Origin of the sequence: Shinella sp. BE166, from assembly GCF_051201095.1 — a bacterium.
GTDB lineage: Bacteria > Pseudomonadota > Alphaproteobacteria > Rhizobiales > Rhizobiaceae > Shinella > Shinella lacus.
Genome location: NZ_JBPEHL010000007.1, coordinates 112,310 through 134,436, shown reverse-complemented (window position 1 = coordinate 134,436; position 22,127 = coordinate 112,310). Strand labels below are relative to the sequence as shown.

General features: G+C 61.5%; 26 protein-coding genes. All 26 read left to right on the top strand.

Annotated features, from left to right (window positions below; genetic code table 11):
* Positions 1-28 precede the first annotated feature (28 nt).
* The 26 genes from J2Y63_RS18795 to J2Y63_RS18670 all read left to right on the top strand — a co-directional run bounded on the left by J2Y63_RS18795 (position 29) and on the right by J2Y63_RS18670 (position 22,095).
* Entirely contained in the window at positions 29-574 is a 546-nt protein-coding gene (locus J2Y63_RS18795) for a hypothetical protein (RefSeq protein WP_435267348.1), read from the top strand.
* The gene (locus J2Y63_RS18790; protein ID WP_435267347.1) at positions 471-2,279 is read left to right on the top strand and encodes a phage terminase large subunit family protein; all 1,809 of its coding nucleotides are present in this window, start codon (positions 471-473) and stop codon (positions 2,277-2,279) included. Before J2Y63_RS18795 ends, J2Y63_RS18790 begins: the two co-directional genes overlap by 104 nt.
* 9 nt (positions 2,280-2,288) lie before the next feature.
* The gene (locus tag J2Y63_RS18785) at positions 2,289-2,498 is read left to right on the top strand and encodes a phage head-tail joining protein (RefSeq protein WP_435267346.1); all 210 of its coding nucleotides are present in this window, start codon (positions 2,289-2,291) and stop codon (positions 2,496-2,498) included.
* Positions 2,495-3,988, top strand: a complete 1,494-nt coding sequence (locus J2Y63_RS18780; RefSeq protein WP_435267345.1) for a phage portal protein — start codon at positions 2,495-2,497, stop codon at positions 3,986-3,988. The genes J2Y63_RS18785 and J2Y63_RS18780 overlap by 4 nt, the downstream gene beginning before the upstream one ends.
* Positions 3,975-6,017, top strand: a complete 2,043-nt coding sequence (locus J2Y63_RS18775; protein ID WP_435267344.1) for a prohead protease/major capsid protein fusion protein — start codon at positions 3,975-3,977, stop codon at positions 6,015-6,017. Before J2Y63_RS18780 ends, J2Y63_RS18775 begins: the two co-directional genes overlap by 14 nt.
* Before the next feature lie 47 nt (positions 6,018-6,064).
* The gene (locus J2Y63_RS18770) at positions 6,065-6,391 is read left to right on the top strand and encodes a DUF2190 family protein (RefSeq protein WP_435267343.1); all 327 of its coding nucleotides are present in this window, start codon (positions 6,065-6,067) and stop codon (positions 6,389-6,391) included.
* Positions 6,392-6,410: 19 nt separating this feature from the next.
* Positions 6,411-6,782, top strand: a complete 372-nt coding sequence (locus J2Y63_RS18765; protein ID WP_435267342.1) for a hypothetical protein — start codon at positions 6,411-6,413, stop codon at positions 6,780-6,782.
* A 17-nt stretch (positions 6,783-6,799) separates the two neighbouring features.
* A complete protein-coding gene (locus J2Y63_RS18760) occupies positions 6,800-7,618 on the top strand; it encodes a hypothetical protein (protein ID WP_435267341.1) in 819 nt (272 codons plus the stop codon).
* A complete protein-coding gene (locus J2Y63_RS18755) occupies positions 7,615-8,133 on the top strand; it encodes a phage baseplate assembly protein V (RefSeq protein WP_435267340.1) in 519 nt (172 codons plus the stop codon). The genes J2Y63_RS18760 and J2Y63_RS18755 overlap by 4 nt, the downstream gene beginning before the upstream one ends.
* A gap of 29 nt (positions 8,134-8,162) precedes the next feature.
* Positions 8,163-8,537: a GPW/gp25 family protein gene (locus J2Y63_RS18750; RefSeq protein ID WP_435267339.1), complete on the top strand. Its 375-nt coding sequence runs from the start codon at positions 8,163-8,165 to the stop codon at positions 8,535-8,537.
* A gap of 2 nt (positions 8,538-8,539) precedes the next feature.
* On the top strand, positions 8,540-9,448 hold the full coding sequence (locus J2Y63_RS18745) for a baseplate assembly protein (RefSeq protein WP_435267338.1): 909 nt from the start codon (positions 8,540-8,542) through the stop codon (positions 9,446-9,448).
* Positions 9,449-9,453: 5 nt separating this feature from the next.
* Positions 9,454-10,698 (top strand): phage tail protein I, encoded by a 1,245-nt coding sequence (locus tag J2Y63_RS18740; protein ID WP_435267337.1) that lies wholly within the window; start codon positions 9,454-9,456, stop codon positions 10,696-10,698.
* Between the two features lies 1 nt (position 10,699).
* Positions 10,700-11,881 carry a hypothetical protein gene (locus J2Y63_RS18735; protein WP_435267336.1) on the top strand — a complete coding sequence of 394 codons (1,182 nt, stop codon included), beginning with the start codon at positions 10,700-10,702 and terminating at the stop codon, positions 11,879-11,881.
* Positions 11,882-11,894: 13 nt separating this feature from the next.
* Positions 11,895-12,905 carry a hypothetical protein gene (locus J2Y63_RS18730; RefSeq protein ID WP_435267335.1) on the top strand — a complete coding sequence of 337 codons (1,011 nt, stop codon included), beginning with the start codon at positions 11,895-11,897 and terminating at the stop codon, positions 12,903-12,905.
* Between the two features lie 10 nt (positions 12,906-12,915).
* Positions 12,916-13,077: a hypothetical protein gene (locus J2Y63_RS18725; RefSeq protein ID WP_435267334.1), complete on the top strand. Its 162-nt coding sequence runs from the start codon at positions 12,916-12,918 to the stop codon at positions 13,075-13,077.
* A 4-nt stretch (positions 13,078-13,081) separates the two neighbouring features.
* On the top strand, positions 13,082-13,972 hold the full coding sequence (locus J2Y63_RS18720) for a hypothetical protein (RefSeq protein WP_435267333.1): 891 nt from the start codon (positions 13,082-13,084) through the stop codon (positions 13,970-13,972).
* Between the two features lie 16 nt (positions 13,973-13,988).
* On the top strand, positions 13,989-14,399 hold the full coding sequence (locus J2Y63_RS18715; protein WP_435267332.1) for a hypothetical protein: 411 nt from the start codon (positions 13,989-13,991) through the stop codon (positions 14,397-14,399).
* 1 nt (position 14,400) lies between these two features.
* A complete protein-coding gene (locus J2Y63_RS18710) occupies positions 14,401-15,273 on the top strand; it encodes a hypothetical protein (protein WP_435267331.1) in 873 nt (290 codons plus the stop codon).
* 2 nt (positions 15,274-15,275) lie between these two features.
* Complete coding sequence (locus J2Y63_RS18705) at positions 15,276-15,902, top strand: hypothetical protein (protein ID WP_435267330.1); 627 nt, start codon at positions 15,276-15,278, stop codon at positions 15,900-15,902.
* 15 nt (positions 15,903-15,917) lie between these two features.
* Positions 15,918-16,067: a hypothetical protein gene (locus J2Y63_RS18700; RefSeq protein WP_435267329.1), complete on the top strand. Its 150-nt coding sequence runs from the start codon at positions 15,918-15,920 to the stop codon at positions 16,065-16,067.
* Positions 16,064-16,372: a hypothetical protein gene (locus J2Y63_RS18695; protein ID WP_435267328.1), complete on the top strand. Its 309-nt coding sequence runs from the start codon at positions 16,064-16,066 to the stop codon at positions 16,370-16,372. The genes J2Y63_RS18700 and J2Y63_RS18695 overlap by 4 nt, the downstream gene beginning before the upstream one ends.
* Before the next feature lie 121 nt (positions 16,373-16,493).
* Positions 16,494-18,149, top strand: coding sequence for a phage tail sheath subtilisin-like domain-containing protein (locus J2Y63_RS18690; protein ID WP_435267327.1), 1,656 nt, complete (start codon positions 16,494-16,496; stop codon positions 18,147-18,149).
* Between the two features lie 54 nt (positions 18,150-18,203).
* Positions 18,204-18,716, top strand: coding sequence for a phage major tail tube protein (locus tag J2Y63_RS18685; RefSeq protein ID WP_435267326.1), 513 nt, complete (start codon positions 18,204-18,206; stop codon positions 18,714-18,716).
* A 77-nt stretch (positions 18,717-18,793) separates the two neighbouring features.
* Positions 18,794-19,057 (top strand): phage tail assembly protein, encoded by a 264-nt coding sequence (locus tag J2Y63_RS18680; protein WP_435267325.1) that lies wholly within the window; start codon positions 18,794-18,796, stop codon positions 19,055-19,057.
* 139 nt (positions 19,058-19,196) lie between these two features.
* Positions 19,197-21,371 carry a phage tail tape measure protein gene (locus tag J2Y63_RS18675; protein ID WP_435267324.1) on the top strand — a complete coding sequence of 725 codons (2,175 nt, stop codon included), beginning with the start codon at positions 19,197-19,199 and terminating at the stop codon, positions 21,369-21,371.
* A gap of 118 nt (positions 21,372-21,489) precedes the next feature.
* Positions 21,490-22,095, top strand: coding sequence for a thermonuclease family protein (locus J2Y63_RS18670; RefSeq protein ID WP_435267323.1), 606 nt, complete (start codon positions 21,490-21,492; stop codon positions 22,093-22,095).
* Positions 22,096-22,127 lie beyond the last annotated feature (32 nt).

Sequence of the window (22,127 nt, the reverse complement as noted above, 5' to 3'; positions counted from 1 at the left end):
GACCATTTCCTTCCTTTTGAGTGACGCCATGATCCTGAAGACGGCGCAGCTTGCGCTGCTGCTCGGCTTGACGACGCGGCGCGTCAACCAGTTGGCTGAAGAGGGCGTCATGGTGCGCACCTCGCACGGCGAGTTTGATGGCCCGGCCAGCGTGCAGGCTTACGTCGCCAGCGCGTCGAACCGCGCCAAGGACAAGGAAGCAACCTTCGACAAGGAGCGTGAAGAGGCCCGCCTCAAGAAGGAGCAGGCTGACACACAAGAATTGAAAAACGCGAAACTTCGCAAAGAGTTACTTCCGGTTGCGGAGGTGACGCGCGTTTGGTCCGAACAGATTTCCAGCATCCGCAGCGGCTTGCTCGCGGTGGTCTCCAGAGTGCGTCAGAGGATCTCGCTATCGACTGAAGATGCCGTCGTTCTCGACGAGGAAATCCGCGATGCGATGACCAAGCTTGCGGATGGAGCCGACATCTATGACGCAGACCTTGGCGACCTTGAAGAAGGTGATGGCGACCCTTCGGCCGCCGCAGAAAATCAATCTGTCCGAGTGGATGGAAAAGGAAATCCGGCTTCCTAGTACGGTTTCTGGCGTCCCCGGCAAGATCAAGCTCTACGCTCCGCAAAAAGGCATTGCCGACGCGATCGGCGATCCGACTTACTCGCAGGTCTCCGTCCTCAAGTCGGCGCGTATCGGCTATACCACCGTCCTCACTGGCGCGGTCGCTAACTTTGTGGTCAATGACCCTTCGCTGATACTCGTCTATCTACCAAATGACGACATGGCGAAGTCGTTCGTGACCTCGGACCTTGAGCCAACATTTGCCGACACGCCCGTTCTGAAGGGTGTTCTGTCCGGCGACAAGTCGTCGAGTACCAAAGACCGCAGCACGATGCTGATGCGCCAGTTCACTGGCGGCACGCTCAAGATCCTGTCGGCGGAAACGCCGCGTAGCTTTCGCGCGCACAATGCCCGCGTGGTGATCATGGACGAAGTCGACGGCATGAAGCCGACGACGGAAGGCCACCCGATCCCCCTGGCCAAGCGCCGTACGGCGCAGTTCGCAGACTACAAGCTGGTTGTCGGCTCCACGCCGGACGAGGAGGAGACCAGCTACGTCGCCGCGGAATATGCGAAGTCCGATCAGCGCGTCTTCGAGGTGCGGTGCGTCGAGTGCGACGACTACAGCGAAGTGCTCTGGAAAGATATCAGTTGGCCGGACGGCCAGCCGCAGAAGGCGGTTTGGAACTGTCCTGGCTGCGGTTGCGAGGTCGAGCACAAGCACAAGTCCACGATGGTCCAGCGCGGCCGGTGGCGGATTACGAAGCCGGAGGTCAGGGGGCACGCCGGGTTCAAGATCAACTCGCTGACTAGCCCACTGCCCAATGCGGACTGGGGGCTTCTCGCCGAAGAGTTCCTGCTTGCCAAGAACGATCCGCTTCTTCTGAAGCCGTTCGTAAACACGATCCTTGGCGAGGCGTGGCGCACCGGCGGGGATAGGATCGACGAACTCGAGCTGCAGCAGTCTGCCGAGCCTTTTGGCTTGGGCGGGCCGGAGCAGTTCCCGTTTCCAGAAGACGTTCTCGCCATCACCGTCGGCATCGACATGCAGGACGATCGCGGCGAAGTAACGTACCTGGGGCACAATGAGGCCGGCCAACTGCTGGTGCTTGACCACGACATTGTTCACGGGTCGTATGAGCACAACGAGTTCTGGACGGATATCGACGCCATCATCAAGCAGCGCTGGCGGCATCCGCTTGGCGGTGAGATAGGCATCGATGCGGTTGCGATCGACTCCAGTAGCGGCAGTCATATGTCGTACGTCTATGACTTCGTGAAGCCTCGCCTGCGCCACAAGGTGGTTGCCATCAAGGGCGACGGCGGTCGACGACCGTTCATTCTGCGATCGAAGACGATGAAGAAAGATCCGCTCTGGATCGTCGGCGTCGACTCCATCAAGGATACGATCCTGAACCGCATCCAGCACGGCAAGATTTTCCGGTTCTCGAAGGATTTGCCGGAAATTTGGTACGAGCAGTTCACGGGTGAGCAGTCCGTCATCAAGATGGACCGCGGTCGTCCGGTGCGGAAATGGCTGCCTGTCTCTGGTCGGCGGAACGAGGCTCTCGACTGCGTCGTCTATGCAATGGCGGCGAAAGAGCTGGTGACCATCAACTGGCAAGAGCGACGTGAAAAGCTCTCCGACGGGCACACGCTGGCGCGTGCCGCCAACGACAATGACCGTCAGGCTCCGCGCAAAGCGAAGTCCACCTGGCTTTAGGAAATCATCATGGCGATCGACAATAGCGAGCAGATCGCTGCCTTGCGGGCAGCGATTGCCACCGGCGCGCGCCGTGTTGTGTTCCATTCCGGGGGCACTCGGCGCGAGGTCGAGTATCACAGCCTGAAGGATATGCGGGAAGCGCTCTCTGCTCTCGAGCAGCAGCAAACTCCGCGGCCCTCGATGACCTTTGCCGGGTTCAGAATGGGGCGCCGATGACGAAAGCGAACATTCTGGATAGGGCGATCGGCTGGATTGCTCCGACCGTTGGCGTGAAGCGCCTGCGGAGCCGCATGGCAATCGAGGCTGCTCGCAGCTACGAGGCGGCGGGCAAGGGGCGTCATCGCGACCCGTGGTACTCGCGGGGCTCGTCGGCCGACGCCGAGATCAGCAAAGCCGGGCCTGCTCTTCGGGACAATATGCGCGATCTCACGCGCAACAGCCCTTATGCGGCGAACGCGATCCATAATCTTGTGACCCATGCGGTTGGCAGCGGCATCGTGCCGAGGGCCAAGGACGCACGGGTCAACAAGCTCTTTGCCGAATGGGCGAAGAAGTGCGATGCCGACGGCCACTTGGACTTCTACGGAATCCAGGCGCTTGCCGTCCGCGGCATGCTTGAGGCTGGCGACGGGCTTGTGCGCAGGCGTCGTCGTCGCGTTGAGGATGGCCTTGCCGCCCCCCTGCAGTTGCAGGTGCTGGAAAGCGACCATATCGACACCACGAAGAACGGCGCCTATGGCGGCCTCGACGTGCTGGAAGGTATCGGTCGGGATGCGCTGGGCCGGCCTTCCGAGTATTGGCTTTATCGCCAACACCCAGGCTCGCCTCGGGGCTTCCTGCAGGAGTCTGTCGCCGTTCCGATTTCGGACCTGGCGCATTGCTTCGAGAAGTCGCGGACGCAGTTGCGCGGGACGCCATGGGGCGTTTCCGCCATCACACACATCCGCGACCTAGCGGAATACGAGGCAGCCGAGGGGCTTCGCAAGAAGCTCGAGGCGTGCGTCGTTGGTGTCGTGACTGGCGGCGAGATTGGCGATGGCGTTTCTGGCGTTGCGCTTGACGAAGGCGAGTCTGCCGGGGTGTACAACTCCGACGGCGAGATCGTCGAGCGGTTCGAGCCTGGAGCTTTCTACCACGCTCGCGGTGGACGTGACATCAAGTTCACACAACCTGCGGCCTCTGGTGGCTACGACGCATACAAGATTGCGAAGCTCCACGACATCGCTGCTGGCTTCCGGGTTCCGTACTCGCTGCTGAGTGGCAACCTGTCCAAGGTCAACTACTCAAGCGGCAAGCTTGGGCTTGAGACCTACAAGCGGACGATCGAAGAGTTGCAGTGGAAGATCATCATTCCAATGCTCCTTGAGCCGATCTGGGATTGGTTCTGCGAAGCCGCCTTCATGGCCGGCAAGATCAAGCAGCGTTATGTGCCTGTTGACTGGTCTCCGCCGCGCTTTCCCAGTGCAGACGAGGCCAAGGACGTCGCAGCTCGCGTCGCAGCTATGCGCTCCGGCCTGCTGAACCCCCTGACTGCGATTGCCGAGACTGGCTACACGCCGGACGAGGTCATTGCTGGATATGTCGAGTGGAACAAGCTGCTGGATAAGAACAAGCTGATCTTCGACAGCGACCCGCGGAAGATGTCTCAGGCGGGGCAGACGCAGCAGGAACCACTTGAAAAAGAGGTAGTCAATGACGACGAATAGCACGGCGCCGCCCAAATTCGGGCGTGCCGCCGAGGTGCGCGCCGCGTCGTATGACGAGGGCGAGAACAGCGTCGAGGTCGTTTGGACCACCGGCGCATCTGTTCGCCGTCGCGATTGGCGCAGCGGCACCTACTACAACGAAATCCTGGAAGTCACGTCCGGGGCGGTAAGGCTCGATCGCCTGAACGCCGGGGCTCCGCTTCTGGATACGCACGACGATTGGTCCCTACGGTCGGTTATCGGCTCGGTTGTGCCTGGTACTGCGCGCATCGAGGGCGGCAAGGGCTATGCCCGTGTTCGCCTTTCCAATGCGCCAGGCGACGTCGATGTCGTGTCGAAGATCCGGGACGGGATCATCCGGAATATCTCTGTTGGCTACGCCATCCACCGCGTCGAAAAGACGGTGAAGGATGACGGAAGCGACGAAGATTGGCGGGTTGTCGATTGGGAGCCGCTGGAAATCAGCGCCGTTCCCATTCCGGCCGACGCCGGCTCTCAGTTCAGATCTGCCGGGCATGACATGCCGCAGGTCGAATTTATCTCACCTAACATGGAGGCGGAAATGTCCGACGCCAACAACACGGCGGAAGTTTCCGTCACCCCCGAAGTTCCTGTTCAGGAGGCCCGCGTGGTCGAAACCGTGACTGAAACCCGCGACGCTCCCGTTGTGGAGACCCGCGTTGCCGCTCCCGAAGATGCTGGAAAGCGCGCTGCTGAAGCGGTCGCCGCAGAACGTAAGCGCGTCGCCGAAATCCGCGCCCTCGGCAAGGAAGCTGCCGCTGTCGAGCTCGCCGACGCCGCGATCGACGATGGTCGGTCTGTCGCTGAATTCCGCTCGGCCCTTCTGGAGGCACTCATGAAGCGTGAAGCCCCCGCCACCGACTCGGTTCGTGCCACCGTCGGCAAGGAACACTTCGAGAAGCGCGCTGAACTGATGGGCGAAGCCCTGATGCATCGCGCCGACCCGACTGTCGAGCTGTCCGAGGGCGCCCGCGAATACCGCGGCTTCACCCTCATGGACATGGCTCGTGAAGCCCTTGAGATTCGCGGCGAGAAGACCCGTGGCGCTTCCCGCGAGGATATCGCTGCTCGTGCCCTTGCACAGCGTTCCGGCGGCTTCCACTCCACGTCTGACTTCCCGATCATCCTGGGCAACGTGGTCAACACCACGCTCCGCGCAGGCTACGAGGCCGCCGGCCAGACCTTCCGCCCGATCGTCCGCGAGACAACCGTGTCGGACTTCAAGGCCGTCAACCGCGCTCAGCTCGGTGAAGGCCCGGCCTTCGACAAGGTCAACGAGAGCGGCGAATTCAAGCGCGGCACTCTCTCCGAGTCCAAGGAAAGCTACAAGATCGCGACCTTCGGCAAGATCATTGCCGTGACGCGTCAGGTCATCATCAACGATGACATGAACGCTTTTGGCCGCGTTCCCCAGCTTCTCGGCGCAGCGGCTGCGCAGCTTGAGTCGGACCTCGTCTGGCACCAGATTCTGTCGAACCCGACCATGGGTGACAGCGTCGCGCTCTTCCATGCGAACCACAAGAACCTGCCGACCGCGGCCGCGTTCGCTGTGGCCTCGCTGGGTGTTGCTCGCGCTACCATGGCAAAGCAGGTGGGCATGGACGGCAAGACCGTTCTGAACATCCGCCCGCAGTTCCTCATCGTTCCGGTCGACCTGGAAACGAAGGCGGAACAGGAACTCAAGCTTCTCGTTGGCGTCACAGACACCAGCAAGGCAGCAACGGCTTCCATGCGTTCGCTCACCATCATCAGCGAGCCTCGCCTCGACAACGGCATCAGCAACAAGGCTGTTGGCGCTGACGTCGCCGGTTCTTCGCTGTCCTGGTATCTGGCAGCCTCGCCGTCGCAGATCGACACTGTCGAGATTGCCTACCTCGAAGGCAACCGCGGGCTGTTCACGGAAAGCCGTTACGGCTTCGACGTCGACGGCATGGAAATCAAGGCTCGCCTTGATGTCGGCGCCAAGACGCTCGATCACCGCGGCCTTCTGAAGAACGCTGGCGCTTAATCACCCACTCGGCGGGCCCCGGCCCGCCAACCATTCTGGAGAATCCAATGGCTAAAAATTACATCCAGCCGGGTGAGGTCGTCACTGTTCCCGCACCCTACGACGTAGCGTCCGGCGCGGGCGCTCTTGTCGGCAAGCTCTTTGGCGTCGCGACCGGGACTTATGTTTCGGGTGCTGACGCTGAGATCCGCACCAAGGGCGTCTTCGAGATGGCCAAAGTCTCCGCCCAGGCGTGGACGGTAGGCGCTGACATCTACTGGGACGACACCGCGAAGAACTGCACGACCACCACCACCTCGAACACGCTCATCGGCAAGGCCCTGGCAGTGGCGGCTAACCCGTCGCCCACCGGCATTGTCCGCCTGAACGGCTAAGATACAGGAGACGGCACGAATGGACTGGCGAAAGCTTGAGCGTGCCGTCGACAAACTCGAGAGGCGCTCTTTCGGAGAGGAAGTGCGCCTCTCGTTCTTTAAGGACGGCAAGGCCGACCCCGATCGGCCGCAATGGACGGGCAGGGCAATCCTGCATACCGGCGGTGATGACAGCTTCGCGCCGGGCGAGGGGAACGGCGGTGGATACCGCACGCGCCTGGCGGCTGGCCAGGCTGAACTGTTTTTGACCAGAGACGAGTATGACGGGCCGACGCCGGCGGTGAAGGACATTGTCCGCGCCATGGACCGGGCCGGTGAGCTGCGCTGGGAAGTGTCGGATATTTCCGGGCGCTATTCCAATCTCTGGGTTTTGAGCCTCACGCAGGCATAGATTTTTCTGGAGCACACATGTCGCTACACCGCATCGCGGCCCGCATTTCGGCCGTTCAAGCGTTGCTCGGCCGCACGTCGGTTGGTGACAATGTGCTCGACAGCCAGATCAGCGCCCTTGATGTGGATGCTGAAGGCAATTTCGTTACCAACCAGAAGAAGCCGTTCATTTCGGTCTATTCCGAAGGGTCGACCGTCAAGGACTCGCAGCCGCAGCAGGCTCTGCGGTCGTTACTGCCCAACGGCAGCACGGTGTTCTTTTTCGAGACTGGCATCGCGGCGACCATGACGGAGGTTGATCCTGAAACGGACGAGTCCTTCGTGGTTCCGGGCATGCCGTCGACCGACGCGAGCTTTGAATTTGCGCTCGACATGACGATGCGCCAGATCGGCGATGCGCTGGTCGATCCTGAGAATGAATGGGCGGAAATCTTCCGCAAGCTTTGCGTTTCCTTTCTTGACACTGAGCGGTCTCGAGCGAGCGGCGACAACAAGGGCACCCGCATGGCTGCCCACCAGCTGAAACTGACTGTCGACCTGAAGCCAGATCCGCCGAGTGGCGATACCCTGAATCCAAAGCACCCGCTGGCCATGTTCTTCGCCAAGGCCGCCGAACTTGATGACCCGGTCGTTGAGGCCCAGGTGGCGCTGATGCAGGCGCAGCTTGCCGGCACGCCATTCTCGTGGGAGCTCGACATCGCCCGCTATGGCATGACGCGCACGGAGGCCGACAATCTGCTTCTCGTACCGCCGGCTGGCGCTGAGGACGATATCGAGATTTCGGAAGTGATTCCGTCAGATGCGACTCCGGCGGTTGCGGATGGTGGTACGCCATGATCCCGAAAGAGATTCCGGAGCAAATTGCTCATCTGCACCACCGCCTGGCTGAGATTGAGCGGCGAGCTCGCAATCGCAAGCGCACCGGCACGATCGCCGAAGGCCCCAACGACAAGGGCCAGTACCGCGTGAAGATCTCGGAGCAGGGCGGCACGCCGTACCTGTCGCCCTGGGTGAAGCCAAAGACCTACGGGGCGGGCGGCGTCAAGATGGACGTCGTCTATACCGCTGGCGAGCAGATCGACCTTGTTTCGGAGAGTGGCGATCTGACGGACGCCGTCATCGAAATGTCGACCTATTCCGAGGCGAACGCCCGCGAGAACACCGGGAACACGCCGTTTCATCTCAAGATCGGCTCCACTGTCATTCAGGCGGGCGGGGATAGCGTGACGATTTCGGCCGGCGCGATAACGCTGGAGAGTGGCACGCTCACGCACAACGGCAAGAACATCGGCGATACGCACGTTCACGGTGGCGTTGTTGTCGGCGGCTCGGACACGAGCACACCGCACTAGCCTGGCTCCGTCCAAAAAGGACACCCCTCATGGCCGATTCAACCGGCGTGAACGCGGCCACTGGCGCTGCGCTCACGGGCTGGCAGCATGTCCAGCAGTCAATCAAGAAAATCCTGACGACGCCGATCGGCTCGCGCGTCATGCGCCGCGAGTTCGGCTCGGATCTTCCGGACCTCGTCGACACGAAGATGATCCAGCGCAACGTGCTGGCCGTCTACTCGGCAGCCGCCACGGCCATTGCGCGTTGGGAGCCTCGCTTCCGCATGCGCGGTGGTGCCGTAGAGCGCGCCGAGCCCACCGGCGTCCTGGCGCTCGTCATTTACGGCACATATTTCCCGCGCGGGCATCTCGGTGACTATTCGGTCGCGGAGGATGCGACGGCGCGGGTTGTCTTTGAGAGGTAGCCATGGCGACCCGTTTTTCCGCCGATACGCTGGACCTCTCCAGGTTCCCGGCGCCTTTGGCAATCAAGGGCATCGACTACGAAGTGATCATGGCGGAGCGCAAGACGCGCCTCGTTGAACTCTTCGAGGCCATCGGAATCGAGTTCGATGTCGCCTCGCTCGAGACCGACCCTGCCATCATTCATGCGCAGGACGACGCCTACCGAGAACTGCTGGCCTATGCTCGTGTAAACGACGCGGTTCGCGCCGTCATGGTGGCTTTCGCTACTGGTTCCGATCTTGAGCACCTTGCAGCACGCTTCGGCGTTGTCCGTCGCGTCATAACCGCGGCTTCCGGCTCGATGCCGGCGGTCATGGAGAATGACGCTGAACTTCGCCGCCGCACTTTGCTGGCGCCGGAGGCCTTCGCGGCCGCTGGCCCGGTCGGCGCTTATGCCTTCCATGCGCTGACATCCGACACCCGTGTGTTGAATGTCGACGTTTGGTCGCCCGCTCCCGGCAAGGTCAGCGTCGCGGTGCAGGCACGTCAGGGCGCTTCGACGGCGCCGTCTGAAGTTGTGGAAGCCGTCCGTGCCTACCTCAGCCGGCCCGATATCAAGCCACTCACCGACGAGGTGGCGGTGCGGTCGGTCTACACGGTCCCGTACTCGATCGACCTGATTGCCTACGTGCAACCCGGCCCTGATCGTGTCGCCGTGAAGGCCGCGATCGAGACCAGCTTGGCTTCGATGGCGGCTGCCCGCCGCGCCCCGGCGCGTGACGTCCCCAAGTCGGCAATTATCGCCGCCGCGACGGTCGGCCCGGTTGATCGCGTCAGCCTGATCTCGCCAGCCGCTGATCTCGTCATCGGAAACGGCGACCTTGCCATCTGCACGAGCATCAACGTCCAGGTTCTCGAACACGAAGGCTAGTTGATATGACAGCGTCACTTCTGCCGGCCGCGTCCACCGAGCCATTCGAAAAGGCGATAGAGCAGGGATCGGCAGAGCGCTGGGAGGCCCTTGACGTCGATATCATCCGCCGGTCGAAAGACCCGTGGACTTGCCCGGCCCACCTGCTGCCGTTTCTGGCACACGAGTGGTCGGTGGATATCTGGAACGACAAATGGTCGGAAGCGCAGAAGCGCCGCGCCATCGACGCCGCTGTCCGCCTGCACCGCCTGAAGGGCACAGAGGCAGGCCTACGGCTGGCGATCGAGATTGCCGGCGGTGAACTCAAGCGAGCGATTGTGCCTCCGGCCAAGACGTTCCTGTCGCCCAATACGACTCCTGAGCAGCGTGCGAAGTTTCTCGCCCGCTACCCGCAGCTTCGAATCTATCCCCGCCGAGACCGGGGCACGGCGAAGGGCCTTTATCCAGGTTCCAAACATGCTTTTGTCGAGCGGCGCTTTCCGCTGCCGACCGAAGCGTTCTTCCGGGCTTTGCCACGCGCCTTCATCTGGGATCATGGCAACGAGACGGAACTGACGGTTCTGGAGCGGCGGTACTCGACGGAGACGGCCGAGACGCAGGAGCGGCTTGATCTGCGCCAGCGTTCGTCGGCGAGGGACAACCATTACCGGCCTCTGGGCGACCGCAAGGTTTTCGTCCTCAAGTCTACGGCACCTAAGCGCATCTTCTCGATTCACACCCGCGAGACGCTCGTCGTCCCCGGCCAGGATCAGCTGGCGCGTCGGATGGTCTACCCGTCCATGACGCCCATCGACGTTGTGGCGCAGATGGTCCGACAAGTCGGGCAGAGGCGCACGGCTGTTGCGGGCAGGGCATTTCCCGGCGCAACCTGGTTCGCCGGCATGACACAGGCTTCCCGCGCTCGCGAGCGAGTTTATCGCCGCACTTATCTGTACGACCCAAGCCGTGCCTTGGAGCGGAAGGGTGCTTCGACGTTCCTTGGCCATACCCGGCTGGGCATGCCGCCGCACCACGCCGAGCTCACCATCAAGGTTCGTTACAAGCGTCACCCGTTTGCCGCGGCGCAGTTCGTCGCCGGCTTCCTGATGCACAAGCCCAAGGATGAGCTCGCGCTCGTCAAGGGTGCGGTCCGGTCGCACAAGCGGCTGTCCGACAAGATCCTGATTTCAACGAAAACGACCGGCGTGGCACGCGCTGGAGTGCAACACCGTGCCGGGTCCATCACCGCCGGCCAACTCGTAGAGAGCTAATATGGAAAAGCAAGTCGTCTTTCGCGACAGGCAGGAGCTTGACCCCGCCGACCTGAATGGCATTCAGGAGATTGTCCGCGCGTCGCTCGATCGCATCGTCAAGGAAGCCGTGACGGACGAGGCGCGCTACGCCGGCCTCGCCACGACAGCAACCAGCGCAACGGCAATTTCGGTCGCGGCCGGTGCGTTTGTCACCGGCGGCAAGGTCTACTATGTCGATGGTCCGGTTCCGTTCAACCTGTATGAGAACCTCCCCGTTCAGTACAAGCGGTACATCGCGATCGTCGCGTCGGGCGAAGACGACGTCAACGACCAGGTTGAAGAACGCGACTTCCTTATCGACGCGGACAGCGATCAGGTCGAGCCGCAGGCCGTCCCCATGCGGAAGCTTCGCCAGGGCAACCTCACGAAAGTTGTCGGCACGCCGAACATCGACCCGCAGCTTCCGACCCTTCCGCCGAACAGCGTGCTGGTTGCCCGCATCCTCTTCGGCACGACCCAGGTCGAGTCCATCGTGATGGAAGAGTCGACCAAGCTCCCGTCGCTGAAGAAGCACGGCGAGCAGCTGATCGAGCTGGAAAACTTCCGCAAGCGTGCGGAGCCGCAGATCGGCGCCCTCACGACGCAGATGTCGGTGCTCTTTGAGACCACGAACGGCAAGGCCAACCGTGGCGATCTCATCGAGGCGCTTGTTGACCTGGCGCGCGTCAAGGAAGCTGCAAACCTTCCGGACAGCTATTCGGCCTACGCATCGGACGACTTTGCCACCGATGACGAGACTGACCCGTCTTCGGCTGCCGGCCACACGCTGGCGAACGGTGCGCTGGGCTTCGAAAGCACGACCGCGCAAAAGAACCTGCAGCTTCTCAATCCGACCGACCCGCTGGTTCGCCGCTGGGATACCGACTGGATCACGCCGGCGCACGAGTACGAAATCCTTCTCGAAGTGCCGGGTTCCAATGGCGATCTGTCGGCCTCGTCCTACCAGACGCAAGGCGTTGTGACTGAGGTCAAGAGCAGCGGCTCCAAGCAAACGACCGTCGGAACGTACACGTCCATCGCTGCCGCCAAGGCCGCGCTGATCAAGGGTGGCGGAACGTCTGGAACGATCATCAGCGAGACCAAGGTCAAGCAGGCTGATGGGTCCTACAAGACCCAGTACGTGGCCAAGAGAGTCCGATAACTGAGAGGCCACCATGGCAACTGTTACCCATACTGGCGTCGCCATCGCGCAGACGTTTCGCACCGCGCGCGCCATGAAGATCTCGCGGGTCGGGTTCTACCTGACCCAGCTTGACACTTCTGGCGACGTTACGGTGCTGCTTTGCGAGACCAACAACGCCAAGCCCGACCAACTCAAGGTCATTTCCAAGGTGACCGTGCCTTACGCCGACCTGAAGACCGGCGGCTTGGAGACCACGGCGAACCTTCCGCCCGGCTCTTTTGAGGCGGGTAAGCTCTACAGCTTCATCCTGATCACAACCGGCAACCACCGTATTCAAACGGCGCCGGTCGGCTTTACGGAAGGCACGCTCTTCTATGGCCAGGATCAGGACTGGGTTTCGCCGACGACCGGCCGCGACCTGAAGATCAAGCTCTATGCTGACAAGTTCACGCGCACGCGCACCGAAGTGTCGCTGGCCACGATCACGTTGGCCGGCGGCATCGACGCCCTTGAGTACGATATCCAAGCCGACGAACCGGACGGCACGGGCTTCTATCTGGAAGGCCGTATCGCTGGCGTGTGGCGGGATCTGAAGGAGCCGGACGTTCTCGCGTCTCGGCCCGACACGATCGAGCTCCGCGGCGTGTTCATTGGAACATCGTCGCTGCAGGCCGCGATCAAGCTCGGCAACAACGTCATCACGGTTCGCCGCGCTGGTCTGGCACTCCACCACCTCTCCACGGCAAGGACGCTCGGCTCGGCCAAGCAGAACTTCATCGTGGATCTCTGGCTCGACAACTACGATCCGACCGACCCCGATCAAGATCTGGAAGTCAAGCTGAAGCATGGCGGCAGCTTTGCCTCGACGACGACCGGCACGGCCGGTCAGGTCGTGGACGACACGGCCGGCACCAAGCGCGCCCGCTTCGCCTTCGCGGTTGGCAGCAACATCAGCACCTACAAGATCGACATCACCGGCGCTCGCACAGAGGACGTTCCCCCGTACCTCGTCCTTGAGCGCGTCGACGTCGCTGTCAGCTAAGGAAATCCACATGACCGCAAAGAAGAAGCCTTCTGAAGGAATGGTCTGGGTTGTTCTCACCCAGACCCATGACCTGCCTGGAATGAAGCTTGTGCCGGGGCGCCTTCGGGTGTCGCCGGCGCTGCGCGAAGAACTGAAGGCCGCCGGCAAGATCGCCGAGACCGCGGAGTAAGCCTATGTCCTTGGAACACGGCACGCCAAATATGCCGAAGATGGTCGACGGCAAAACCGACCTGGATGAGAAATACTTCAATCTCATCCACGGTCGCGTTGACCAACGCCTGGCCGCGCTTGAGGAATTGCGGGTCTCCTGGGAGAGCGCAACCGACACGCTGACGCGGCAGGGCCTGGCTCGTATTGACGAGGTTCTGGCTCCCGCGTTCCAAAAAATTGAAGACGTTCTCGAACTCGGCTTCATGACGGCGTCCTCATCGACCTCGCACACGCTTGCTCTGAATGACGAGCTCGTCTTTATCGTGGACGAGGGCGCGCGGCGCGAACTGTTCCAGCCGACCGCCTTCCTTGCGATCACGCGGCTGGCGACGATCGCCGACTACGCGCTGGCCCGGCTGCTGTCCTACAATTCCACGACAGGCGCGCTGACGGTCGAAATCATCAGCGTTGCCGGCAATCCTGGTCCGCATACGGACTGGGAGATCGGTGGACTTGCAGCGGCTACGGTCGCGCAGCAGGCCCTCCTCGGAACGGTGCAGACGCTTGCCGGACAGGTGACGTCCGACAAGGCGACGGTTGCGGCCGATCGCGCCACGACCGTGACGGCCAAGAACACGGCAGTTTCTGCGGCCGAAGACGCCGAGGCTTCGAAGATTTCAGCGGCTGCTTCGGCCGCTGCGGCTGCGACGTGGGATCCTTCCGGCTACTACACGATATCGGCGGCGAATTCGGCGATCAGTGCCGCAGTTAGTGGCGAGGCATCTGCCCGCGCCACCGCAGTCTCGAACGAGGCAACCGCTCGCGGTAACGCCGACACGGTCCTATCCGGACAGATCACCACCCAGGCCGCCACGGCCCGCAAGCAGGCGATTGCCCTCGCTGTAGCCCTCTAAATTTCAGGAGACTGTCATGGCAGTCAGCCACGAACCTGTGTTCGCACAGGGCGGCCGAACCGTGTGCGCAACCGCCACGGCGGCGAAGACTACTTATAACGATGCCACCAATGCTGTGAAGTTGTGTGATGCAGGAACCAACGGCTCCCTGCTCAAGGCTCTCTCGGCCATGCCGCTGGCAACGGTAACGGCAAGCAAACTTATGCTGTTCGTCTCTCCGGATAATGGCGTGACGATGTATCTGGTCTCGAGCGCCCTCATGGCGGCCCATACTCTGGCCGTGACGACGGCGACGGCGACTACATATTTCACCGACTTCTCAGAGGGCTCGCCGCTGCGGATCCCAGGCAGTTGGAGCATTTGGATTGCCTCCGGTGTAGCTCTCGCGGGCGGCATCGTATTCACGGGGCAGGTTGAGGATTTCTAGCATGCGTCCTCGTTACGTCAGCCGGCATGGCCTTCAATTTGCGCAAGATAAGCGGCTAATTGGGGTTGCACCCAAAGCGAAAAAAGCGCGTACGGTTGGCTCTTGGGACATCAGTGTTGCTGGCGCGAGACTGATTGCGATAACGGCGTCCAATGTTTTGAACGTCGTCCCTGGACGAGCAGCCTTATCGGCTGATGGCACATTTCTGTACTGGTGTGGCAGCAATTATCAAAACGACATGTACCGCGCTCGCTTGCGCACGCCGTTTGCTCTCTCTTCCGCAGACTTTACCCAATTTGAAACGATACCCGTCGCCTCACTAACAAATGTTGGCGGGTTCTCTTTCAGCCCTGATGGAAGATACTTCGTTGCAATGCGAGAAGGCGCCTCCACCAGCGGTTTCTTGTTTTCATACCGTCTCACGACCCCGTGGGACCTGAAGACTGCCGTTCTTATCAGCTCGCGAAACTATGGGAATACGGGCGTTACCGAGAGGTTCTTGGGCGTCATACAGAACGGTACGCGAGCTCTTGGCGACGACGGCCAGGTTGCTTCTACTCTAAGCCCAAATTGGCGGGATCTGGGTGCTGGAAGCAACGGCGGTCTGGATCTGGATAGAGTGTTCTTCGAAACCCCGGACGGAAGATATCGTTTCAGCTGCGGGAAGAGCAACGACAACGGGATTCGACGTGAACGTCTAACGACAAGGTACGGGCTAGATGTTGATGAAACTGTCAACGTATTCTTTGCGAATTACTCTAATCTTCTAACTTCGTTAACGATCAGCGGGAGCTTTTGCTTCTCTCTTGACGGGCGATTTCTGTATCTAGCTCTGAGTGACCGATCCGTTGCCCAAATCCGACTGAAGGGGTGATTATGGACTACCAACGCATCATCCTCTCCGGCCCGACCATAGACGGCGAGTCGGGCGTGCCAGACGCTCTTGTGGGGCTCTCGGATGAAAGCCTTGCAGACCTCTCCGCGGCCCTCGATCCGTGCCCTGCCGAGTACGTTGGTGTGGGGTACTGGCCGATCCAGCCAGCCGATCCGACGCCCGACGGCAAGGTGGCCATCGATCGCCATGTCGAGCTATTCGGCGGCCTGCCTCAATGGGTCGACGAGCTTGAAGACGCTCCACCGCCCACCGGCGACCAGATCAACGCTGAGCGCGATCGCCGCATCTCGGCAGGCGCAACGTTCGCCGTGCCAGGCTATGGCGACGTGCCGCTCACGGGGCGGGTGAGGGACCAGACGGTTCTTCTTGCTCTACTGGTCAAGGCGCAGGGCGCTAAGGCGGCCGGCATAACGGCCCCCGTCATGGTCATTCGCGATGGCGCGGACGCCAATCACATCCTGACGCCGGATCAGATGATCTCGCTGGTTTCCAGCGGAATGAACTGGATCGAGGCCACGATGCAGCGCTCGTGGGACATGAAGGATGGCGTTTCGCCTTTCGAGGACGGCCCTCCGCTCGACTTCACCGACGACGCCTACTGGCCGTAGCCGAAGGACATCCCCATGACCCGCATCATCGCCGTGGCCTTGTGCTGCCTGCCTCTCGTCGCCTGCGGTACGGCCGATTGGCTCTCCGAACGCCAGCGCGACCGGCAGTACGACACCAATCAGGGCGCTCTCGAATACATGAAGTCCAAGAAGGAAATTAAATGATCGGCACTTTCAAGATCGACAAGAGCTTCTTCGGGCACATTCTCGAAGCGCAGCTTATCGCCGTCGTTATGGCGGTCATTCTCAGCCCGTGGTTCGCCCTCTGGCCAGCCTACCTTCTCGGTGGCGCCCTCGGCGTTGCCTTCTACGTCGGCCGCGAAAAGCGCGACACGGAGACGGGGCTCGATCTCACATCCGGCTCGCCGAAGGCTTGGTATCTCATGTGGATCCGCTGGTCGAACCTGACCGACGTGGCCGGGCCGATCCTGGCCTACGCCGCCGTCTGGGCCGCCTACCTACTCGGCTAGCGACCCGGCTAGCCCCACCCGACACCATCACCCACCGCACTAACCCGCCCCACCAAGGCGGGTTTTTTGTTGCCCGCTGCCGACCAGCAGCCGGGCGCCACCACTCAAGGAGGAGGCCCGCGTGGTCGATCTTTCGTACAAACACGGCGTGACGCTCAACGAGAGCCCCGACACGCCGTCTCTTCTGCGCATCACCAATTTCGGTATCACGCAGTTCAACGGCACGGCCCCGAATGCCGATGCGGCCACCTATCCGCTGAACACGCCCACGCTCGTCACGTCCCTGTCGCAGGCGAATCTGCTCGGTGAAAGCTGGCTGAAGTCGGCGCTCGAGACCTACTTCGGCGAGGGCGGCTCGTATGCCGTTGTGAACCGTGTAGCGGTCGGCGCCAACGCACAGGAAACGCAGGCCAACCTGATCGGTGACGCCTCGGCCAAGACCGGCATCTACGCGGCTTTGCGCACCAAGGCTCTCCTTCGGGTTCAGCCGCGCGTCCTCGTTACCGAAGGCGATACCGGCTCCTATATCGAAGACGGCGTGGTCTCGATCACCGTCACGAACGGCGGCGCTGGCTACACCTCGGCTCCGACTGTCGGCATCTCCGGCTCTGGCGATGCTGCCGCAACGGCAGTCATTAACAAGCACAAGGTCGTCTCGATCGCGATCACCAATCCTGGTGATGACTACGCCACGGCCCCGACGATCGCCATCTCCGCGCCTCCGGCTGGCGGCGTGCAGGCGACTGCGACGTGCACCGTCACGGGTGGCGAGATCACCGCGATCTCGATCACGAACCAGGGCAGCGGCTACGTTACGCCTCCGACGGCGACTCTGAGCGGCGGTGGTGGCAGCGGTGCGATCCTGACGCCAGCGCTTGGCGGCCCGGTCACCGCGGTCAACGTCACTGAGCCCGGCGAGGACTATGGCTCGACGCCGACCATTTCCTTCTCTAGCGGCGGCGGCACTGGCGCGGCGGCTGTTGCGAACGTCGGCGACGTGGCGAACGCCTTCATCTCCGCGCTTGCGACCGTTGCCCCGCAGATCGCTGCGCGTGCCTATGTCGAAGGTCCGAACACGACGAACGCTGAGGCCGTCCGCTACCGCAACACGATCAATGGCGGCCGCGTCCTGATCATCGACCCGAAGACGCTCAAGAACGTCAACGGCGTCCCGGTGACCAAGCCTGTCGCCCCGGTCTTTGCTGGTGTCCGCGCTCGCGTTGTCGCATCGGCGGAGGGCGTGTCCGGCTCGGTCTCGAACAAGATCATCCGCACCATCGACGGTGTCGCACGGACGATCCAGTATCCGGCTGACTCGAACTACCTGAACGAGAACGCGGTCAACACGATCATCAACGAACGTGGCGGCTTCCGTACGTGGGGCTCGCGCCTTGCGACGGACAACCTCGTCTGGGCATTCGATTCGGTTCGTGCGACTGCCGACATGATCAACGAGGCGCTGGAAGACCTCTACTTCCAGTATGTCGACCGCAAGTTCACCGCAGCCAACCTCAAGATGATGATCGAGGACGGCAACGCCGCCCTCCGCGTCTTCGCGAAAAACGACGACATCCTTGGTGGCCGCGTCTGGCTCTCGGATCTGAACACCCCCACGCTCAATGCGCAGGGCAAAGTGTTCCTGAACGTCGAGTTCGAGCCGGTCGGCATCATGGAGCAGATCAACATCACAACGCATCGCAACATCAGCTACTACCTGGAGCTGCTGGATGGCGTGCGCGCGCAGATCGACAACGGCCCGCTCACGCTGGCTGCCTAAGCCCAATGGCACGGGGAGCCCGCTACCGGCTCCCCGCTTTTAAGGATTCCCTAAATGGCTACCCGCAATCTACCGCGGTTCCTTCTCAGGAACTGCACCCTTTGGGCTGACCGCGATTCCAAGCTGGGCCAGATCGGCGACATCACGCCGCCGGTCCCGCAGGAAAAGCTGGAGGAGATGCGCAACAGCGGCATGATCAAGCCGCGCGAGGTGAAACTGGGCTACGAGAAGCTGGAATTCAGCTTCAAGATGCCCGGCATGGACCCGCAGGTCCTCAAACTGTTCGGCCTCAAGCCTGGCGCTGAAAACCCGTTCATGATCACCGGCGCGCTGGTGGATGAGGACGGCGACGAGCACTCTGCCGTCATGACCATCCGCGGCTTTCTCAAGCAGGGCGACGCCGGCAGCTGGAAGCCTGGCGACCAGGCTGAGAACGACTATCAGGTGGCCGTCCACTACTACAAGCTCGAGATCGACGGCGACCCCATCATTGAGATGGACGACTTCGACGTGAAGATCGGCGGCGTCTCCCAGTACGCCGGCATTCAGCGTGCGATGCTTCTGTAGTCGCAACCACCACCGACACCACCGACACCTCAGGCTCGCCTCACGGCGGGCCTTTTCTTTTACCAGAGGAGAATTCCATGACGAAGACCGTCACGCTGTCCGCGCCCGTTGAGCACAACGGCACGACCTATCAGACGCTCACTTTCCGTGAAGCTACCGTCGGCGACATGATGGCCGCCGCGATGTTCAAGGACGACACGTCGCAGACGATGGCCGTGCTGGCGTCGATTTCCGAGGTTCCGCTGCCCGCCTTCAAGAAGATCAAGGTCCGCGACATCACGCGCATCATGGCCGAAGTCAGCGACCTTCTGGGAAACGACGCGGGGACGACTGGCGCCTAATCGCCTGCACCATCGCGGCGATAACCGGGCCGTCCCCGGACATCATCGAAGGGTGGCCTCCTGAGAAGGCTGTCCTCTACTTCGAAAAGGCCATTGAGGTGCGCAACCTCCTTGCTGGCCACCATGACGAGGGCGCATAATGGCCTCACTGAGTAGCGTCCTCAAACTTACTCTTCTGGATGGCGTGACGGGTCCGGCTCGCCGCATCCAGGGCGTCCTTTCTAACTTCCAGCGCCAGCAGACCTCCATGATGGCGCCAATGCGCGGCATTGGCGGCCAGTTGCTGGCTTTCGGCGCCGGCTACCTCGGCGTAACGAAGGGCATCTCCGGAACTGTCGGAGCCGCCATCGAATTCGAGTCCGCATTCGCCGATGTCCGTAAGGTCGTCGATGCTTCGGACGAGCAATTCCAGAATATGTCGCGGACCATCAAATCGATGTCCCGCGAACTGCCGATGACGTCGGTGGAGATCGCGCAGCTCTTTGCGGCCGCCGGCGAGTCTGGCGTGGCCACGACAGATCTGAAGGCCTTCGCCGAGATGGCGTCGCGGGTCGGTATCGCCTTCGACATGTCGGCCGGTGAGGCTGGCGAGAGCCTTGCGAAGCTCAAGACGCAGCTTGGCCTTTCGGTTGCTGAAACCGGCGACATGGCCGATGCGATCAACCACCTGTCGAATAATATGGCCAGCAAGGCCAAGGACATCACGGAGTACATGCTCCGGGTGGGCTCGCTCGCTGAGATGGGCGGCTTTGCCAAGGAAGAGATTGCGGCGATCGGCTCCGCGATGATTGCAGCTGGTGCGCAGGCCGAGACGGCCGGCACGGCAATGCAGAACGTCGTGAAGAAGATGTCGGCGGGGTCTTTTGCTAAAAAAGAGCAGCGGGATGCCGCCAAGGCGCTCGGCCTGGATCTCCCGACCATCGCCAAGCAGATGCAAAAGGACGCACCTGCCGCCCTCAAGACTGTCCTTAAGGCGCTTGCGAAGGCTCCGAAGGACCAGCAGATTGCGCTGCTCTCGCAGTTCTTCGGTGACGAGGCGAAGGCCTTCGCGCCGCTCATCGGCAATATCGGGCTGCTCGATCAGGCGCTCGATTCCGTCGCCAACAAGACGAACTATTCCGGCTCGGCTTTCCGTGAGTATGTGGCGAGAGCTGGCACCACGGCCAACGCCCTTCAGATTCTCAGGAATAAGATCGCCTATGTCTTTGAGGACATGGGCGCAGAATGGCTTCCCACCATCAAGGATGGCGTTGCCGCAATCGGCAGCGTGCTTGATACGCTCGGCTCTCGCGCCGGTATCTTTGACGAGATGAAGTATGGCCTGAAAGGGTTCATGCAGGGCCTCGGTTTTGATGGCGGTGTCAAGGAGGCAATCGAGAGCCTCGGCGATCTCCTATTCGGCAAGGTCGATGGAGAAGGATCGGCCGATCGGCTCGGACGGGTCTTCAAGCAATTTGAGGGCTACGGCGAGTCGATTCGCCAGATGAAAAAGGACTTTGAAGACAACCCGATCGTCAAATTCTTCTCTGACCTTTCGCCCTATTATCTGGACGTCCTGAAATGGACGATAGGCTTCGCACTGGTTGCTGGCGCTATACGCAAGCTCGCCGGGGCTCTCTGGCTATTGTCTGGGGCTTCGACAGTCTTTGGCGCGATCAAGGCCCTTGCAGGTATTGCAGGTGCGCTGGGTTTGGCTGGCGTCGATCTTCCGGACGGAGACGGAAAGAAAAAGCCGAAAGGCGGTAAGCCACCTGGGAAGTTTAAGGGAAGCGTGCCGTTCTCGCCATTGACCATGGGGCTGGCTGGGGTGACCGGATTCGCGGCCTTGATGGGGTGGGGGGCGGAAAACCTCAAGAACGACCCCGCCCGCCAAGAGCGCGACAACAAAAAGTCTGCGCAGAACATACAGGCCCTCAAGAGCCTCCTCGGCCTCGGCGGGAATGATAATTCCAGCCATCCGTATCGGGATGGTAACTATGACGACGGTGGGCGCGGTGCGTCCATGGACGCGTATCTCCGAACGCCGGAGACGAAGCCAGCCGCGACCACTGGGTCCCCCGTCAGGGTGGACCAGTTGCTCGCCGGCCTTCAGGGCAAGCCGATGTCGCTCGACGCCGGCACAATCGGACAACTACTTGGACCGACTAGGGGCGTATCGGATGTTCGGGTCACGAACAAAGAGCGGCCCAACATCACGGTGCATGCCCCTGTCACCATCACTAACATCTCGTCTCCGCAGGATGCAGTTGACGCGGCGGCGTCTCGCCTCGGTCAGCGGATTAAGGCTGAGATCGAGGCTGCGGACACTGACTGACGATGAGTGACGGCCCTGAGACGGGCCGTCACGACATTCGCAGCTGCCGCCTCGGTAGATTCAGCGTTTTGTAACCTCTACCATGGACGGTGCCTGACGGAGACACAGGGAGAGCATTGTGAGCGGGATCGTGCAGTTTGGGGAGGGGCGGCGACGCCAGCGACGCAAATTCGTCTCGCTGGTCGCGAAGGTGTCAGCCGTCGCATTTTGTGTGACAATTGTTGTGGGGGCCGGATGGAATCATCTCGCTTCAGCATGGCAATGGGCAACGACCGCTGGACCGGTAAATGCTTCCGAGGTCTCTGCCGTCGTCAACGATGCCACTATTCTGCAATTGAACCACAAGGCCAAGCCGCCGGAAAGGCGAGTCGTTGATGCGTTCCCGGCATGCACTGGTTCGAAGCGTGTAACCTGCGTCGTAGATGGCGACACCTTTTGGCTCGATGGTGAGAAGGTCCGCATAGCGGACATAGATACGCCAGAGATCGGCGAGGCAAAATGCTCAAGCGAGCGTGCCCTCGGGGAGAAAGCCAAGAAGCGGTTGCAAGTGTTGCTAAGCGCGGGGCCGTTTCAAATGCAAAGGCTGCCGGACAGGGACACCGACAAGTATGGACGCTCGCTTCGCATCCTGGTGCGCAATGCCGAGTCGATCGGCGACAGGCTCGTAGCTGAGGGCCTAGCCCGAACGTGGTCTGGCCGCCGCGAACCGTGGTGCAGCACCTAAAGTAAAGCCACTCACCAGTTCTTTTGTCCTGC